General features: G+C 71.7%; 15 protein-coding genes. 12 read left to right on the forward strand and 3 right to left on the reverse strand.

All coding sequences use genetic code 11. The features are described 5' to 3' along the window. The first annotated feature begins 10 nt into the window (after window positions 1–10). From ACZ68L_RS36460 to ACZ68L_RS36515, 12 genes are all read left to right on the forward strand, one after another. The gene (locus ACZ68L_RS36460) at window positions 11–808 is read left to right on the forward strand and encodes an aldose epimerase family protein (RefSeq protein ID WP_469586168.1); all 798 of its coding nucleotides are present in this window, start codon (window positions 11–13) and stop codon (window positions 806–808) included. A gap of 65 nt (window positions 809–873) precedes the next feature. Beyond that, a complete protein-coding gene (pyrE, locus tag ACZ68L_RS36465; RefSeq protein WP_469586170.1) occupies window positions 874–1,413 on the forward strand; it encodes an orotate phosphoribosyltransferase in 540 nt (179 codons plus the stop codon). A gap of 212 nt (window positions 1,414–1,625) precedes the next feature. Beyond that, complete coding sequence (fbaA, locus tag ACZ68L_RS36470; protein WP_469586173.1) at window positions 1,626–2,657, forward strand: class II fructose-bisphosphate aldolase; 1,032 nt, start codon at window positions 1,626–1,628, stop codon at window positions 2,655–2,657. Window positions 2,658–2,744: 87 nt separating this feature from the next. Beyond that, window positions 2,745–3,920, forward strand: coding sequence for a MalY/PatB family protein (locus ACZ68L_RS36475; protein ID WP_469586176.1), 1,176 nt, complete (start codon window positions 2,745–2,747; stop codon window positions 3,918–3,920). Window positions 3,921–4,133: 213 nt separating this feature from the next. Next, on the forward strand, window positions 4,134–5,696 hold the full coding sequence (locus ACZ68L_RS36480; RefSeq protein WP_469586179.1) for an MFS transporter: 1,563 nt from the start codon (window positions 4,134–4,136) through the stop codon (window positions 5,694–5,696). Between the two features lie 210 nt (window positions 5,697–5,906). Next, window positions 5,907–6,320, forward strand: coding sequence for a DUF3151 domain-containing protein (locus ACZ68L_RS36485; protein WP_351084151.1), 414 nt, complete (start codon window positions 5,907–5,909; stop codon window positions 6,318–6,320). A 273-nt stretch (window positions 6,321–6,593) separates the two neighbouring features. Continuing rightward, the gene (locus tag ACZ68L_RS36490) at window positions 6,594–7,442 is read left to right on the forward strand and encodes a tryptophan 2,3-dioxygenase family protein (RefSeq protein WP_469586181.1); all 849 of its coding nucleotides are present in this window, start codon (window positions 6,594–6,596) and stop codon (window positions 7,440–7,442) included. Next, the gene (gene kynU, locus ACZ68L_RS36495) at window positions 7,435–8,631 is read left to right on the forward strand and encodes a kynureninase (protein WP_469586184.1); all 1,197 of its coding nucleotides are present in this window, start codon (window positions 7,435–7,437) and stop codon (window positions 8,629–8,631) included. Before ACZ68L_RS36490 ends, kynU begins: the two co-directional genes overlap by 8 nt. Before the next feature lie 225 nt (window positions 8,632–8,856). Continuing rightward, the gene (locus ACZ68L_RS36500; RefSeq protein ID WP_469586187.1) at window positions 8,857–9,732 is read left to right on the forward strand and encodes an alpha/beta hydrolase family protein; all 876 of its coding nucleotides are present in this window, start codon (window positions 8,857–8,859) and stop codon (window positions 9,730–9,732) included. Window positions 9,733–9,837: 105 nt separating this feature from the next. Continuing rightward, window positions 9,838–11,343: a sensor histidine kinase gene (locus ACZ68L_RS36505; protein ID WP_469586190.1), complete on the forward strand. Its 1,506-nt coding sequence runs from the start codon at window positions 9,838–9,840 to the stop codon at window positions 11,341–11,343. Window positions 11,344–11,348: 5 nt separating this feature from the next. After that, window positions 11,349–12,038 (forward strand): response regulator, encoded by a 690-nt coding sequence (locus ACZ68L_RS36510; RefSeq protein ID WP_469586192.1) that lies wholly within the window; start codon window positions 11,349–11,351, stop codon window positions 12,036–12,038. 230 nt (window positions 12,039–12,268) lie between these two features. Then, window positions 12,269–13,507: a cytochrome P450 gene (locus ACZ68L_RS36515; protein ID WP_361449792.1), complete on the forward strand. Its 1,239-nt coding sequence runs from the start codon at window positions 12,269–12,271 to the stop codon at window positions 13,505–13,507. 52 nt (window positions 13,508–13,559) lie between these two features. Here the strand turns inward: ACZ68L_RS36515 and ACZ68L_RS36520 are convergent, their stop codons facing one another. The 3 genes from ACZ68L_RS36520 to ACZ68L_RS36530 form a co-directional block, all read right to left on the reverse strand. Then, window positions 13,560–13,889: a hypothetical protein gene (locus ACZ68L_RS36520; RefSeq protein ID WP_469586196.1), complete on the reverse strand. Its 330-nt coding sequence runs from the start codon at window positions 13,887–13,889 to the stop codon at window positions 13,560–13,562. A 160-nt stretch (window positions 13,890–14,049) separates the two neighbouring features. Beyond that, the gene (locus ACZ68L_RS36525; protein ID WP_469586199.1) at window positions 14,050–15,696 is read right to left on the reverse strand and encodes an ABC transporter permease; all 1,647 of its coding nucleotides are present in this window, start codon (window positions 15,694–15,696) and stop codon (window positions 14,050–14,052) included. After that, window positions 15,693–16,634 (reverse strand): ABC transporter ATP-binding protein, encoded by a 942-nt coding sequence (locus tag ACZ68L_RS36530; RefSeq protein WP_469586202.1) that lies wholly within the window; start codon window positions 16,632–16,634, stop codon window positions 15,693–15,695. Before ACZ68L_RS36530 ends, ACZ68L_RS36525 begins: the two co-directional genes overlap by 4 nt. Window positions 16,635–16,642 lie beyond the last annotated feature (8 nt).

The raw sequence follows: 16,642 nt of genomic DNA on the forward strand, positions 1-16,642 counted from the left end.
TGTCGTTCCGGTGAGTAGCAGCGAGAAGGACGTCCGGCTGTCCGTCGGCGACGCAGAGTTGACCGTGAACCCCGCCAACGGCTGTCGCATCGGCAGTCTGCGGATCGGTGGCACCGAACTGCTGCGGCAGGGGGAGCGGTACGGCTGCTTCCCGATGGTCCCGTGGTGCGGGCGCACCGAGAACGGGCTCTTCCACAACGGCGACGTCCCGCACCGGTTGCCGCTGAACTCCCCGCCGCACGCCATCCACGGCACTGGCAGGGACACCGCCTGGCGCACCGCCCGGGTGGGCGAGCGGGAGGCATCGTTCTACTACGACCTCGCCGACCCGTGGCCGTATCCGGGCCGGGTGACCCAGACCTTCGAGCTGGCGGAGGACTCGCTCACGCTCGCGTTCGGCATCGAGACGTACGGGAACTCGTTCCCGGCACAGGCCGGCTGGCACCCCTGGTTCCTGCGGGACCTCGGCAGCGGCAAGAACGTGGAGGTCGTTTTTGACGCGGCCTGGCAGGAGGAGCGGGGCGAGAACCACCTGCCGACCGGCCGCCGCATCCCGCCGCTGCCCGGTCCGTGGGACGACTGCTTCGGGATGCCGGACGGCGTCGATGTGACGCTCACCTGGCCGGAGCAGCTGGAGCTGACCGTGAAGAGCCGGGCCGAGTGGGTCGTGATCTACGACGAGCAGGCCGAGGCGGTCTGCGTGGAGCCGCAGTCCGGCCCGCCGAACGGGCTGAACACCGATCCCCGGTACGTCACCCCGATCGAACCGCTGGAGATCGCGTCGACCTGGAGCTGGCGCAGGCTCTGACCCGCCGCGGGCACGGGCTCCGCCGCGGGCACGGGCCCCGGGGTGCGCGCCTTAAGCTCGTAGCCATGACTGACGTACGTGCTGAGCTGCTCCAGCAGATCAAGGACAAGGCCGTGGTACACGGCAAGGTGACCCTCTCCTCGGGTCTTGAGGCCGACTGGTACATCGACCTGCGCCGCATCACGCTGGACGGCAAGGCCGCTCCGATGGTCGGTCAGGTCATGCTCGACACCACCGCCGAACTGGACTACGACTGCGTGGGCGGGCTGACGCTGGGCGCCGACCCGGTCGCCACCTCGATGCTGCACGCCTCCGCCGCGCGCGGGCAGGAGCTGGACGCGTTCGTCGTCCGCAAGGCGCAGAAGGCGCACGGGATGCAGCGCCGCATCGAGGGCACGGATGTGAAGGGCCGCCGCTGCCTGGTCGTCGAGGACACCTCGACGACCGGCGGTTCGCCGCTGACGGCGGTCGAGGCGGTGCGCGAGGCCGGTGGCGAGGTCGTCGCCGTCGCCACGATCGTGGAGCGGGGTGCGGCTCCGGCCATTGCCGAGGCCGGACTCCCGTACCTCCACGCCTACACGGTGGCGGATCTCGATCTGGCCTGATGTAGGGGTTGACCTGCGGTTTCTGTCGAGGGTGGGCTGTTTCACGTGAAACGGTCCGCCCTCGACGCATGTCGGCGGACCGCTCGTTCGTGTACCGGAGGAACGGGCCGGATGGAGCCGGAGCGAGAGTCTGGGAAGATGGGGACGACGATGACGTCGCCCCCAGGTCAGGGAACCAGCACGCACACCCGTATATCCCAAGGAGCGGACAGATGCCCATCGCAACCCCCGAGGTCTACGCCGAGATGCTCGACCGGGCGAAGGCAGGCAAGTTCGCCTACCCGGCCATCAATGTGACGTCGACCCAGACCCTGCACGCTGCACTGCGCGGCTTCGCGGAGGCGGAGAGCGACGGCATCGTCCAGATCTCCACCGGTGGGGCGGAGTTCCTGGGCGGCCAGTACAACAAGGACATGGTCTCGGGCGCCGTCGCCCTCGCCGAGTTCGCGCACATCGTCGCCGCCAAGTACGACATCTCGGTCGCGCTGCACACCGACCACTGCCCCAAGGACAAGCTGGACGGTTATGTACGTCCGCTGCTCGACATCTCCGCCGAGCGCGTCGCCAAGGGCCAGAACCCGCTGTTCCAGTCGCACATGTGGGACGGTTCGGCCGAGACTCTCGCCGACAACCTGGCCATCGGCCAGGAGCTGCTCGCCAAGGCCGCCGCCGCCAAGATCATTCTTGAGGTCGAGATCACCCCGACCGGCGGCGAGGAGGACGGCGTCACGCACGAGATCAACGACGAGCTGTACACGACCGTCGACGACGCGCTGCGCACCGCCGAGGCGCTCGGTCTGGGCGAGAAGGGCCGCTACCTGCTGGCCGCCTCCTTCGGCAACGTCCACGGCGTCTACAAGCCGGGCAACGTCGTGCTCCGCCCCGAGCTGCTGAAGGACCTCCAGGAGGGCGTCGCCGCCAAGTACGGCAAGGTGGCCGGCAGCCAGCCCTTCGACTTTGTCTTCCACGGCGGCTCCGGTTCCACCGAGCAGGAGATCATCACCGCGCTGGAGAACGGCGTCGTGAAGATGAACCTCGACACCGACACCCAGTACGCCTTCACCCGCCCGATCGTGGACCACGTGTTCCGCAACTACGACGGTGTGCTGAAGGTCGACGGCGAGGTCGGCAACAAGAAGGTCTACGACCCGCGCAGCTGGGGCAAGTCCGCCGAGGCGGGCATGGCCAAGCGCGTCACGGAGGCCTGCGCCAACCTGCGGTCCACCGGCACCCGGCTGAAGTAGCCGCCGGTACGAAGCGCGGCCGTGGGCCCGGTACCCCTCGGGGTGCCGGGCCCACGGCATGTCCGAGAGAAGATGTGAGGGATCCCTGTGAGTTCCAGTGCGCGCTATGACTTCGACACCGTCGTCGACCGCCGGGGCACCTGGTGTGTCCAGTGGGACGGGGTCGCGGACCGGTTCGGAGTGGACGGGCTGCTGCCGTTCACCATCTCCGACATGGACTTCCAGACCGCTCCACAGGTGCTGAGCGCGCTGCGGGCCCGGCTCGACCACGGGGTGTTCGGCTACACGGACTGGCAGCAGGACGACTTCCGCTCGGCGATAGCCCACTGGTACGCGACCCGGCACGGGACACGGATCGACACGGGGCAGTTGGTGTACGGGCCGTCCGTGCTCAACCAGCTCTCGCAACTGCTGCAGATGTGGACGGCCGAGGGCGAGGGCGTGGTGGTCCACACCCCGACGTACGACGGTTTCCGCAAGGCCATCACCGGGCTCGGGCGTGATCTGCGGGGCGTGCCGGTGGGGGACACGGCCGCGCTGGAACGTGAGCTCGCCCGCCCCGACAGCAAGGTCCTTCTCGTGTGCTCGCCCCACAATCCGACAGGCCGGGTGTGGACGGAGGCCGAACTGGGCGAGATGTCGTCGCTCGCCGCCCGGTACGGGGTCCCGGTGATCAGTGACGAGATCCATGCGGACTTCGTGCACGAGGGGCGGGTGCATGTGCCGTGGACGCGGGTCGGCGGCGAGGGGCGCTGGGCGCTGATCACCTCCGCGTCGAAGGCGTTCAACTTCCCCGCGCTGACCGGCTCGTACGGCCTGATCGGCGACCCGGCCGACCGGACGGAGTTCCTGCGCCGGATGGAGACGGCACAGGGGCTCGCCTCCCCGGCGGTGCTCTCACTGACCGCGCACATCGCGGCGTACCGGGAGGCCGGCTCGTGGCTGGACGAGGCCCGCGCGTACATCGCCGGGAACCTGGCGCTGGTCGCGGAACGGCTGAACGGGGCGTTCCCGGAACTGGAGTGGGAGCCGCCGCAGGCCGGCTACCTGGCCTGGATCGGTCTCCGTCCGGCGGGGGTCGACGACGACGAGGCGTTGCAGCGGGTGCTGATCGAGCGCGAGAAGGTCGCGGTGATGCCGGGGGCGGTGTACGGGGCGGAGGGCTTCGTGCGGCTGAACGTCGGGTGTCCGCGCTCCAAGGCCGAGGCGGGCGTGGAGGCGCTGATCCGGGGCGTACGGGCTGTGACGGGAAGGGCGTCGTAGGGCCGGGAGGCCGACCGCGGCCATCCTCGGCACCCCGTCCCGGCACCGGAACGGTACGGGGAAGCCGTCCGTCCGTCGCCCTGACCGGCTGACCGGCTGACCGGCTGACCGGCTGACCGACCGGCCGATCGGCTGACCGCACCCACGGAGCATTCCGGCCTCCCGAGGGCCCGTCCGATGGCCCTCCCGGTGAGGAACGGGGATGCTGCTCGTATGTCTGACGCAGAGACGGGAGCCATCCGCGTCGCTTCCCCGACCGGACGTTGGATCATCCTCACCACCGTCCTCGGCTCCAGCATGGCCCTGCTCGATTCCACCGTCGTCAACGTCGCCCTGCCCCGCATCGGCAAGGACCTGGGCACCGACCTGGCCGCCCTCCAGTGGACCGTCAACGCCTACATGCTGACGCTCGCCGGGCTGATCCTTCTCGGGGGCGCCCTCGGTGACCGGTACGGGCGGCGGCGGGTCTTCGTCGTCGGAGTCGTCTGGTTCGCCACCGCGTCCGTGCTGTGCGGCATCGCGCCGAACGCCGCCGTGCTGGTCGCCGCCCGCGCCCTCCAGGGCATCGGCGGGGCTCTCCTCACGCCCGGTTCGCTGGCACTGATCCAGGCGAGCTTCCATCCGGACGACCGGGCCCGCGCGGTCGGACTGTGGTCGGGGCTCGGCGGGGTCGGCGCCGCCATCGGGCCGTTCGTCGGCGGCTGGCTCGTCGACGGGCCCGGCTGGCGATGGATCTTCCTGCTCAACGTGCCGCTCGCCGCGGTCTGCCTGCCGGTGGCGCTGCGCCACGTACCGGAATCGCGTGACCCCGATGCACACGGGCGCTTCGACGTGCTGGGCGCCGTGCTCGGCGCGCTCGCCCTCGCGCTGGTGACCTACGCGCTGATCGAGGCACCGCGACAGGGCGCGTCCGGCGTGGTGATCGGGGCGGCCGTGGGCGGGATCGTCCTCGGGGCGGTGTTCGTGCAGGTGGAGCGGCGGCGGGCGGACCCCATGCTGCCGCCCTCGGTGTTCGCGTCCCGGCAGTTCACCGTCGTCAACATCATCACCCTCTGTGTGTACGCGGCGCTCGGCGGCTACTTCTTCCTCTCGGCGATCCAGCTCCAGGTCGTGGCCGGGTACTCGGCCCTCGGCGCCGGCACGGCCCTGCTGCCCACGACCGTGCTGATGCTGCTGTTCTCCGCCTCCTCGGGCGAACTGGGGCAGCGCATCGGGCCCCGTATCCCGCTCACCGTCGGCCCACTGGTCGCCGCCGCCGGAATGCTGCTGATGCTGCGGGTCGGGCCGGGGTCGAACTCCGTCTCCGGCTACTTCACCGACGTGCTCCCCGCCGTCGGTGTGATCGGCGTCGGACTCGTCACCGTGGTGGCACCGCTCACCGCGACCGTCCTGGCCTCCGTGGACACGGCACGGGCCGGCCTCGCCAGCGGGATCAACAACGCGGCTGCCCGCGCCGCCGGGCTGATCGCGGTGGCCGCGCTGCCGCTGCTCGCCGGAATGGGCCCGGAGGCCTACCGGAACGCCGACGAGTTCGCCGTGACGTTCCGGCGGGCCATGCCGATGTGTGCCGGGCTGCTCGTGCTGGGCGCGGTGATCGCCTGGGCGACTGTAAGGAAGCCTGCCGTGGCGCCGGACGAGAAGAGGAGGACGCGACCCGAGTGCACGGTGCACTGCGGCGTCGTCGCCCCACCTCTGGAGCCCGAGCACGAGGACGTGGAGACGCCGGGCGCGAACCGGCCCTCCGAGCGGCGGCCCGGCACCGCCGGCGCGGACTGAACCCCGTGGAGTGTGCGAACGCCTCCGACGTGGGCTGAACCTCATGGGGTGTGTGAACGTCTCGGGCGTGGGCTGGGCCTCGTGGGGTGTGTGAACGTCTCTGGCGTGGGCTGAACCTCATGGAGCGTTCGAACGCCCCCCGGCGCGAACTGTCTCCCCGGGGTGGCGGCCGGGTACCCCGGCGCGCATGTGCCAGGCACACTTGAACCCATGTCGATCCACGAGAACCTGCTCGGGGGGCCTCCCCCGACCCACCTGCCCGACGACCCGGAGCCGCGCGAGCTGCTCGCCAACGGCACGGCCCCCGCCGATGTCGCAGCGAAGTACCCGACCTCCTCCCTGGCCTGGGCGCAGCTCGCCGACGAGGCGTTCGAGGGCGGCCGCGTCGTCGAGTCGTACGCCTACGCCCGCACCGGCTATCACCGCGGCCTCGACGCGCTGCGCAGGGCCGGCTGGAAGGGCCACGGCCCCGTACCGTTCGAGCACGAGCCGAACCGCGGTTTCCTGCGCGCCCTGCACGCCCTCGCGCGGGCCGCCCAGGCGATCGGCGAGCAGGAGGAGTACGAGCGCTGCTCGACGTTCCTGCGCGACTCCTCGCCGACCGCCGCCGAGACCCTCGGCTAGTGCGGGACAGCCCTTAGGGTCCTCCATTCGGATCAGGCCGGATCAGCGAGCCCGGGCCCGGTGCCAGGACACTCGGGCCCGGCCCGATCCGGACGAGAGGCCTTGTCCGTACACGTACGCCTTGTGATGTTCCGGACCCCGCGGACGGGCTTACCTCCGCGGGGTCTGCGCGTCCGCACGGCCTCCGTCTAGGATGCGGACAGGGGACCGGAGCTCCACCACCTCACGGAAGGGGCGGACCGCTACCCGGAAGCTCGTGTCGAGGAGACAGTAATGTCGACGATCCACCCCGACCCCGAAGCCACCGGTGCGCAGACCCCGCACCTCGACTTCGCGGGAACGACTCCGTACGAGGACTACGTCCAGGCGGACGTCCTGACTCACCTCCAGCACCCTCGCTCCGACGACCCGGGCGAAATGGTCTTCCTGGTCACGACCCAGGTCATGGAGCTGTGGTTCACCGTCATCGTCCACGAGTGGGAGACCGCCGCGCACGCGCTGCGCGAGGACCGGACGACCGTCGCACGCGACGCGCTCAAGCGCTCCGTGCGGGAGCTGGAGGCGCTCAACGCCTCCTGGACGCCGCTCGCCCAGCTCACCCCCGCCCAGTTCAACTCCTACCGCGCCGCCCTCGGTGAGGGCTCCGGTTTCCAGTCGGCGATGTACCGCCGGATGGAGTTCCTGCTCGGCGACAAGTCGGCGTCGATGCTCGTGCCGCACCGGGGCGCGCCCCGCGTCCACGCCGAGCTGGAGAAGGCGCTCGGCGAACCGGGCCTGTACGACGAGACGCTCGCCCTGCTCGCCCGGCGCGGGTACGCCGTACCGCAGGCCGTGCTCGGCCGGGACCTGACGCAGAAGTACGAGCCGTCCCCCGAGGTCGAGGCCGTCTGGACGGAGATCTACGCCAACCCCGACCAGCACGACGAGCTGGTCCGGCTCGGCGAGGCGCTGACCGACGTCGGCGAACTGGTGTGGCGCTGGCGCAACGACCATCTCGTCGCCACCCGGCGCGCGATGGGCTCGAAGACCGGGACCGGCGGCTCCGCCGGGGTCGCGTGGCTGGAGAAGCGGGCCACGAAGGACGTGTTCCCCGAGCTCTGGACGGCGCGCAGCCATGTCTGAGACCTTCACCGCGCGTGCCGCGGCCCTCGATGCCGCCGACTCCCTCGCCGATCTGCGCAAGCTGTTCACCCTCGACGACACCGTCTACCTCGACGGCAACTCGCTGGGCGCGCTGCCCGCCCACGTACCCGCCCGGGTGCAGGAGGTCCTCACCCGCGAATGGGGCGAGCTGCGCATCCGGTCCTGGGACGAGAGCGGCTGGTGGACCGCGCCCGAGCGGATCGGCGACCGGATCGCCCCGCTCGTCGGGGCCGCCGCGGGTCAGCTCGTCGTCGGCGACTCGACGAGCGTGAACGTCTTCAAGGCCGTCGTCGCCGCGAGCCGGCTGGCGCCGGAAGGACGCGACGAGATCCTCGTCGACGCGACGACCTTTCCCACGGACGGGTACATCGCCGCGTCGGCGGCCCGGATGACCGGCCACCGGCTCGTCCCGGTCGCGCCCGCCGAGGTGCCGGACGCCCTCGGACCGCGTACCGCGGCCGTCCTGCTCAACCATGTCGACTTCCGCACCGGCAGGCTCCACGACCTGCCCGGACTCACCGCCGCCGTGCACGCGGCGGGCGGGCTCGCGGTCTGGGACCTGTGCCACAGCGCGGGCGCCCTGCCCGTCGGACTCGACGCGCACGGCGTGGACCTGGCGGTCGGCTGCACGTACAAGTACCTGAACGGCGGTCCCGGTTCGCCCGCCTATCTCTACGTCGCCGAGCGCCACCAGGCGGCCTTCGACTCGCCCCTGCCGGGGTGGACGTCGCACGCCGACCCGTTCGGCATGACACCGGGGTACGTCCCGGCGGACGGTGCGGTACGCGGCCGGGTCGGTACCCCGGACATCCTCTCCATGCTGGCGCTCGAAGCGTCGCTGGACGTGTGGAACGGGGTGTCGATCGAGGCGGTACGCGCCAAGTCCCTGGCACTGACGGACTTCTTCCTGGAATGCGTCGACGCGTACGCGCCCGAGGGCCGGGTCACCTCCCTCACCCCGGACGCGCACGCGGAGCGGGGCAGCCAGGTCGCGCTGCGGTGCGCGGACGCGGAGCCGGTGATGAGCGCGCTCATCAGGCGCGGCGTCGTAGGTGACCTGCGGCGGCCGGACGTGCTGCGGTTCGGGTTCACACCGTTGTACGTGGGGTTCGCCGACGTGGAGCGCGCGGCGCGGGTGCTGGGCGAGGTGCTGGCGAACAGGGCCTGAGGCTGCGGCGGGCCGGGAGCCGGCGGGGTGGGCGCCGAGTTCGACGACGTCGACCCGGTGGCCTGCTCCGGGGACAGCCTCCTGGCGGGTTCGTGCGGTGGGGCCGCGGGGCAGGTGGGCGGAGCCGGTTCCGGTGGTCCGCCGCCGGTACCGGCGGCCCTCCGTACTGGTACCGTCCCCGCAGGTCAGCCCAGTTGGGCTCAGTGACAGGACGGTTGGAGCAGCATGTCGGATTCTGCCGCGCGTGATCGTGACGCAGCCGAGACCGAGTCGGCCCTCTCTCATCCACCGGTCGCCCCCGATGCGTCCGCCGCCTACGGCGACCACCCCGACCAACTGATCGACTTCTTCGCCCCGCGCGACGGCCGGAGCGGTGCGCCGGTCGCGGTCGTCCTGCACGGCGGGGCATGGCGGGCGCCGTACGACCGGCAGCATGTGTCGCCGTTCGCGGACTTTCTGGCCCGGCGCGGTTTCGCCGTCGCCAGCGTCGAGTACCGGTGCGGCAGCGAGATCCCGCAGCAACGGGGTTCCGGTCCGGTCGCGGGTCGTTGGCCGGAGACCTTCGACGATGTCGCCGCGGCGATGGACGCGCTGCCGGCCCTGCTGGCGCGGGAGCTTCCGGACGCCGACGCCCGGCGGATCGTCGTCGCCGGGCACTCCGCCGGCGGGCAGCTCGCCCTGTGGGCAGCCGCCCGGCACGTACTGCCCGAGGGCTCGCCGTGGCGGCTGCCCGCACCGGCGCCGCTGCGGGGCGTCGTGGCCCTTGCGCCGATCGCCGACTTCGCCACGGCCGTCGAGCTGAACGTGTGCTCGGGGGCGGTCGGTCAATTCCTCGGTGGAGAAGCGGACTTCGAGGAACGCTCCGCACACGCCGACCCGGCCGTGCTGCTGCCCACCGGGATCGCGACGACGGTGGTGCAGGGCACCACCGACCTCGATGTGCCGCAGGCGGTCTCGGAGGCGTTCGTCGACGCGGCGGCGAAGGCGGGGGAGACGGTGGGGCTGACCCTGCTGCCCGACGTCGGCCACTACCCGTTGATCGACCCGTCGACCGACGCGTGCGCGGTGGTGGCGGAGGAGCTGGCCCAGCTGGCCTGGTGAGCGGGGCCCGACGGCGGTCCGGCCGCCGTAGTACTTGCGACGGACGGCACAGGATCCGTATCACTGCTGACGACCCGGGCGGGGCTCGGCCCCTACCTTGGAAACGTGACCGAGACCAAGAGCAGAAGCCCTGAGTTCCGACTGGCCGCGGGGGCGCTGGGCGGCCTTCGGCAGGACCTTTTCCACGATGCCTTCGCCTACCGCCCGCTGAACCGGATGCGGACCGACGGGCTGCTGCTGCGGCAGCTGTCGGAGCGGATGCGTGCGCGGATCGCGTGGACACCCCACGCGCTGGTCGGCGCAGCCGCGCTGTTCGTGGCCCTCATGGGCCTCGCCTCGGCGGACTCCCTCGCTTTCCGTTTCGCGGTCGATGTCGTCCCGCTCGTGCTGGTCCCGGCGGCCACCGTACTGATGACGCTGGTCAGGCCGGTCGGCGCGTTCTGGATATCGCTGGCTCTCACTCCGTTCGCGGCAATCGCCAGCGGTGGTGGCTGGCCCTGGGCGCCCAGCACCTTTCTCTCGCATCTGACGGTGCTGGTCGTGGTCGCGGCCCGGACGCGGCCCCGTACCGCCGCCTGGATGTGGGGCTTCACCGTGCTGCTCGGCACCGTGATGGACAATGTCGGCGGCTGGCACCCCTCCTCCACCACCTCCGCCTTCGCCCTGGTCTCCGCGTTCGCGCTGCTGGTGGTGACCGTGGTGCAGATCCGTCGCGACGCGGAGCGCGAGGTGACCGTGCAGCGCACCGTGACCGCCGTCGAACGCGACCGGCGCACACTGCTTGAGGAGCGCACCACCATCGCCCGGGAGCTGCACGACGTGGTCGCCCACCACATGTCGGTCGTCGCGATCCAGGCCGAGGCCGCCCCGTACCGGGTGGAGAACCCGCCGCCCGAGCTGGAGCAGGCCTTCGCCACGATCCGGGAGAACGCGGTCGCGGCCCTCACCGAACTGCGCCGGGTCCTCGGTGTCGTACGGGCCGAGGACCAGCAGGTGCCCGACGCCCCGCAGCCCACCCTCGCCCAGCTCGACGGGCTCCTCGCCAATGTGCGCGAGGCGGGTCTGGAGGCGGAGAAGACGGTCACCGGCGCGGTACGTGAACTGCCGCAGGGCGTCGAGCTGTCGGCGTACCGGATCATTCAGGAAGCCCTCAGCAACACGCTGCGGCACGCACCGGGTGCCACGGCCAAGGTGGAGCTCGGCTATGTGCTGGGGGGACTCGGCCTGCGCGTCGTCAACGGGCCGCCGACCGGTCAGGTGAAGCCCTCGCCGGGCGCCGGTCACGGGATCACCGGGATGCGGGAGCGGGTCGCGATGCTGGACGGCGACATGACGGCCGTGGCGACGGCGGAGGGCGGCTACGAGATCACGGCCTTCATCCCGGTCCAGCTCGCCGACGAGCCGCACGAGCCGCACGAGTCGCACGAGCCGCATGGCAAGACGGACGAGCCGTACGGGACGCACGGCAAGACGGACGAGCCGTACGGGACGGATGAGCTGTACGGGATGGACGAGTCGTACGGGACGGGGCAGAGGCAGGGGACTCGGCTGGAGAAGCGCGAGATCCGGCTGGAGAAGAGGGAAGAGGCGGAAAAGGCGGAGAGAGTATGACGGGCATGACCACCTCCACGTCCACCCCCACCACTCCGCCCATCCGGGTGCTGATCGTCGACGACCAGATGATGGTCCGCGAGGGCTTCTCGGTGCTGCTCAACGCCATGCCGGGGATCGAGGTCGTCGGCGAGGCCGTCGACGGCCGACAGGCCATCGCGCAGACCGCGGCGCTGCGTCCCGATGTGGTGCTGATGGACATCCGGATGCCGGAGCTCAACGGCATCGAGGCCACCCGCGAGATCGTCGCCGCCGACGCGGACGCCAAGGTGCTCGTGCTGACCACCTTCGATCTCGACGAGTACGTGTACCAGGCGTTGCGCGCCGGGGCGTCGGGCTTCCTCCTCAAGGACGCCTCCGCCCGCCAGCTCGCCGACGGGGTACGGGTGGTCGCCTCCGGCGAGGCGCTGCTCGCCCCGACCGTCACGAAGCGGCTGATCAACGAGTTCTCGAAGCTCGTCGAGGCCCCGCGCCCGCCGGCCCTCGCCCGGATCGGCGACCTCACGGAGCGCGAGACGGAGGTGCTCGTCCTCATCGCGCAGGGGCGGTCCAACTCGGAGATCGCCTCGCGTCTGGTGGTCGCCGAGTCCACCATCAAGACACATGTGAGCCGCATCCTGGTGAAGCTGGGACTGCGCGACCGTACCCAGGCGGCCGTCTTCGCGTACGAGGCCCGGCTGGTCACGCCTTCCTGAGGGGGCTGAGGGCGTGGGGGCCTGAGCGGCCTTGTGGGGCGCGGGGGCCTCAGGGGTTTCGGGGGCCCCGGGCCTGGTGGGCGCTCGGGGAAAGGCCCGGGAGAGACCGGGAAGGCTCCCCGGGAGAGGCCCCGGGGAGGCCGGGGAAGGGCCCGCGGGAGGCCGGGGAAGGGCCCGGGAGAGGCCCGGGTGGGTGGTCGGCGGGCGGTGGGGCCGGTTAGCGTCCGCATATGCACCCGTCTCCCCGTTCCGCGGCCGATGCCCCCTTCGGATCGTTCGACCCCTGGTCCCCGGCGTTCGTCGCCGACCCGTACCCCGCCTACGCCGCGCTGCGTGCCGCCGGCCGGGTGCATTACTTCGAGCCGACCGACCAGTGGCTCGTTCCGCACCACGCCGATGTGTCCGCGCTGCTGCGCGACCGCCGCCTGGGCCGTACGTACCTGCACCGTTTCACCCACGAGGAGTTCGGCCGTACACCGCCGCCCGCCGAGCACGAGCCCTTCCACACCCTGAACGGGCAGGGACTCCTCGACCTGGAGGCGCCCGACCACACCCGGATCCGGCGCCTGGTCTCGAAGGCGTTCACCCCGCGTACGGTCGAGCAACTCGTCCCGACCGTGCAGCGGCTGGCCGCAGAGCTGGTGGACTCCTTCGTGGCGGCGGGCGGCGGCGATCTGCTCAAGGCGGTCGCCGAACCGCTGCCCGTGGCCGTCATCGCCGAAATGCTCGGCATCCCGGAGTCCGACCGTGCTCCGCTGCGGCCCTGGTCGGCGGCGATCTGCGGAATGTTTGAACTGAACCCGTCCGACGACACCGCCCGTGCCGCCGTGCGCGCCTCGCTCGAATTCTCCGCGTATCTGCGCGAGCTGATCGAGGAGCGGCGGAAGAACCCCGGTACGGATCTGATCTCCGCGCTCATCGCCGCCCATGACGAGGGGGAGCGGCTGAGCGAGCAGGAGATGATCTCCACCTGCGTCCTGCTGCTCAACGCGGGCCACGAGGCGACCGTCAACACCACGGTGAACGGCTGGTGGACCCTGCTGCGTCACCCCGAGCAGCTGGCCGCCCTGCGCGCCGACCACGGCCTGCTGCCGAGCGCGGTCGAGGAGCTGATGCGGTACGACACTCCGTTGCAGATGTTCGAGCGCTGGGTGCTCGACGACATCGAGATCGACGGCACGGTCATTCCGCGTGGTTCCGAGGTGGCCCTGCTCTTCGGTTCCGCCAACCGTGACCCGGCCCGCTTCCCGGCTCCGGACACCCTGGACCTCTCCCGCCGGGAGAACCCGCACATCACCTTCGGCGCGGGCATCCACTTCTGCCTGGGCGCCCCGCTGGCCCGGGTCGAACTGGCCGCCTCCTTCGGCGAGCTGCTGCGCCGCGCCCCGAACCTGCGACTGGCGGCCGAGCCCGAGTGGAACCCGGGTTATGTGATCAGGGGCCTGAAGGAACTCCGCGTCGAGCTGTGACGGTGGCTGTGACCGGGGCTGTGACGGGACGAGCGGGCGGACGGGCCGGGGCTCAGCACTCCGGCCCGCAGCCCATCGTCGGCACGTCCAGCACGTCGAACGCCGCCCCGAAGCCGGCCAGGGCCGCGAGGAGCACCGCCGCCCCGAGGGCCGGGCGCCACTTGCCCTGAACGAGGGCGAAGAGGGTGAGCCCGGCCGCGATGCCGCCGAGGGTCATGACCGGCAGCCCGAGCCAGAGCACGTTCCACTCCGTCGCGCCCTCGAAGCCGCCGAAGATGCCGCGCCTGCCGTACGGGGCCCAGGCGAGCATCCCGGCGGCTCCACCGGCGGCGGCGACCACGCATCCGGCGACCCCGCGGATGGCTTCGCGTCGGTTGTCCATGATCTGGGGGACGCGTGGGCGCCATGGGGAGGTTGCACCCCGCGGCAGCCCCGCCGCGCCACAGCCCCGCCGCGCCACAGCCTCGCCGCGCCACAGCCCCGCCGCGCCACAGCCCCGCCGCGCCACAGCGCCGCAGCCTCGCAGCGCCCACGCCCCACCGTCAGGTCAGGACATCGCGTCGCCGCAAGGCCCCCATCCCGGCCCCCACCAGCACCACCGCAGCCGCGGTGAGCGCCAGCACCGGGCCCCACTCCATCCCCGTGCCTCCCGGCAGCTTCGGCAGGTGCGTGAACGGTGACACGTCCATCACCGGCTGCGGCAGATCGATCGCGGGCCCGATCCACCCCAGCGCCAGGCAGATCCCGGCCACGCCCCATGACGCCATCGCCGCCTTCGGGAGCGCCCCGTACAGCAGGACCGCCGCCCCGCCGAGCAGCCAGACCGCCGGCAGCTGCACCAGCGACGCACCCAGCACGGCCGGGAGTTCGTGTCCGTAACCGGCGGCCAGGCCGAGGCCACCGACCGTCATGATCAGGGCCGCGCCACCGAACGCGATGACCAGATGACTGGCCGCCCACCCGATCCGGCTCACCCCGCCCGCCAGCACCGGTTCGGCACGCCCGGCGGTCTCCTCGCCGTGCAGCCGCAGCACCGACGCGACGATGTACAGCGCCGCGACCATCCCGAGCATGGAGACCATCGCCGCGAGGAACGCGTCGGTCAGCCCGGCCTGTCCGCCCATCCGCTCGAAGATCTCCCGCGTCTTCGCGTTGTCGCCGACGAGGTCCGCCGCCCCGCCGGTCAGTCCGCCGAAGACGACACCGACCGCGGCGAAGGACAGCGTCCACCCGGCCAGCGCACCGCGCTGGAGCCGCAACGCGAGACCGAACGCCGTGGAGATCCGCCCCTGCGCGGGTCCGGGCCGGGCCGCCAGGAAACTCATGCCGACATCACGCCGCCCCGCCAAGGCGTATGCGAGGGCCGCCTGGATCGCGACGGCGCCCGCGATGAGGAGCAGCACCCACCAGCGCTCGTCGCCGTACGCGCGCACGTTCTCCGCCCAGCCGATGGGGGAGAGCCAGGTCAGTAGGGACGAGCCGTCGTCCGTCGCCGAGTCGCCCGCCGCCTTCAGTACGAACGCGGCACCGATCACCGCCGCTGTGATGCCCTTCGCGAGCCGGGCGCTCTCGGTGAACTGGGCAGCGATCGCGGCTGTGCAGGCGAACAGCAGGCCGATCCCGGCGACCGCCAGGGCGAGCGCCACCGCTCCGGCGCCGCCCGCGCCGGAGCCGGCCGTACCGGCGACGATCATCAGCGCCAGCGCCGCGTTGGCGATCAGCGCGGCGAGGAGTGCGGAGGTCAGCGGGGCGCGGCGCCCCACCACGGCGGAGGAGAGCATCTCCTGACGGCCGGTCTCTTCCTCCTCCCTGGTGTGCCGGATGACGACGACCAGACTCATCACGGCCGCCAGCGCCCCGCCGAAGCCGGCCATCCGCCAGCTGACGAGCCCGCCGATGGAGTCGTCGAAGACCGGCCCGTACAACGCCCGGATCGAACTGTTGCCGTTCATCGACGCGGCGAGTTCGGCGCGCTGGGCGGCGGTGTCGTACAGCGAGGCGAAGGATTTGCCGACGGAGGAGAAGGAGGCGCCGAGCACGAGCATCCAGATCGTCATCATGATCCGGTCGCGCCGCAGCGCGAGCCTCAGCAGGGTCCAGGTGCCGGCGAGCTGACCTGCTCCGGATCCGGTCCCGGCCCCGGCCCGGCGTCCCGCACCGGCCGGTGCGGTGGTGGTCATGGCAGTCATCGCGCCGCCACCCCCGCACCCTCGCCGCTGTCCGCCGTGCCCGTCGTATCTGTTGCGTCGGGCGCGTAGTGGCGGAGGAAGAGCTCCTCCAGCGTGGGCGGGGTGCTGGTCAGTGTCCGTACCCCCGATGTTGAGAGCGACTTGAGGACCGCGTCCAGCTTGTCCGTGTCGACCCGGAGCGTGACCCGCAGGCCCTGGACGTCGAGGTCGTGGACGCCGGGCAACTGCGCGAGCCCGTCGGGAGCACCGGCCAGCTCGGCGGTGATGTTCGTGCGGGTCAGATGACGCATGTCCGCCAGCGATCCCGTCTCCACCGTCCGCCCCTGGCGGATGATGCTGACCCGGTCGCAGAGCGATTCGACCTCGCTGAGGATGTGGCTGGACAGCAGGATCGTCCGCCCGCGCGCACGCTCCTCGGCGACGCAGCCCTGGAAGACCTCCTCCATCAGCGGATCGAGCCCGCTCGTCGGCTCGTCGAGGATCAGCAGGTCCACGTCCGAGGCGAACGCGGCGACGAGGGCGACCTTCTGCCGGTTGCCCTTGGAGTACGTACGCCCCTTCTTGGTCGGGTCCAGCTCGAACCGTTCGACAAGATCGGCACGCCGGGTCCGGTCGAGGCCGCCGCGCAGCCGCCCGTACAGATCGATCACCTCGCCGCCGGAGAGGTTGCGCCACAACGTGACGTCACCCGGGACGTACGCCACCCGCCGGTGGAGCTCGACCGCGTCGTGCCACGGGTCGCGGCCGAGCAGCTGGGCGGCGCCGGAGTCGGCCCGCAGCAGCCCCAGCAGCACCCGGATGGTGGTGGACTTCCCGGAGCCGTTGGGCCCGAGGAAGCCATGGACCTCACCGGTTTCGACCGTGAGGTCGAGGCCGTCCAGCGCATGCGTCCGACCGAACGATTTGTGCAGCCCGGCCGCCGTGATTGCCTTCGTCATGTTTTCGA

This window comes from Streptomyces sp. NPDC104309 (assembly GCF_055584025.1).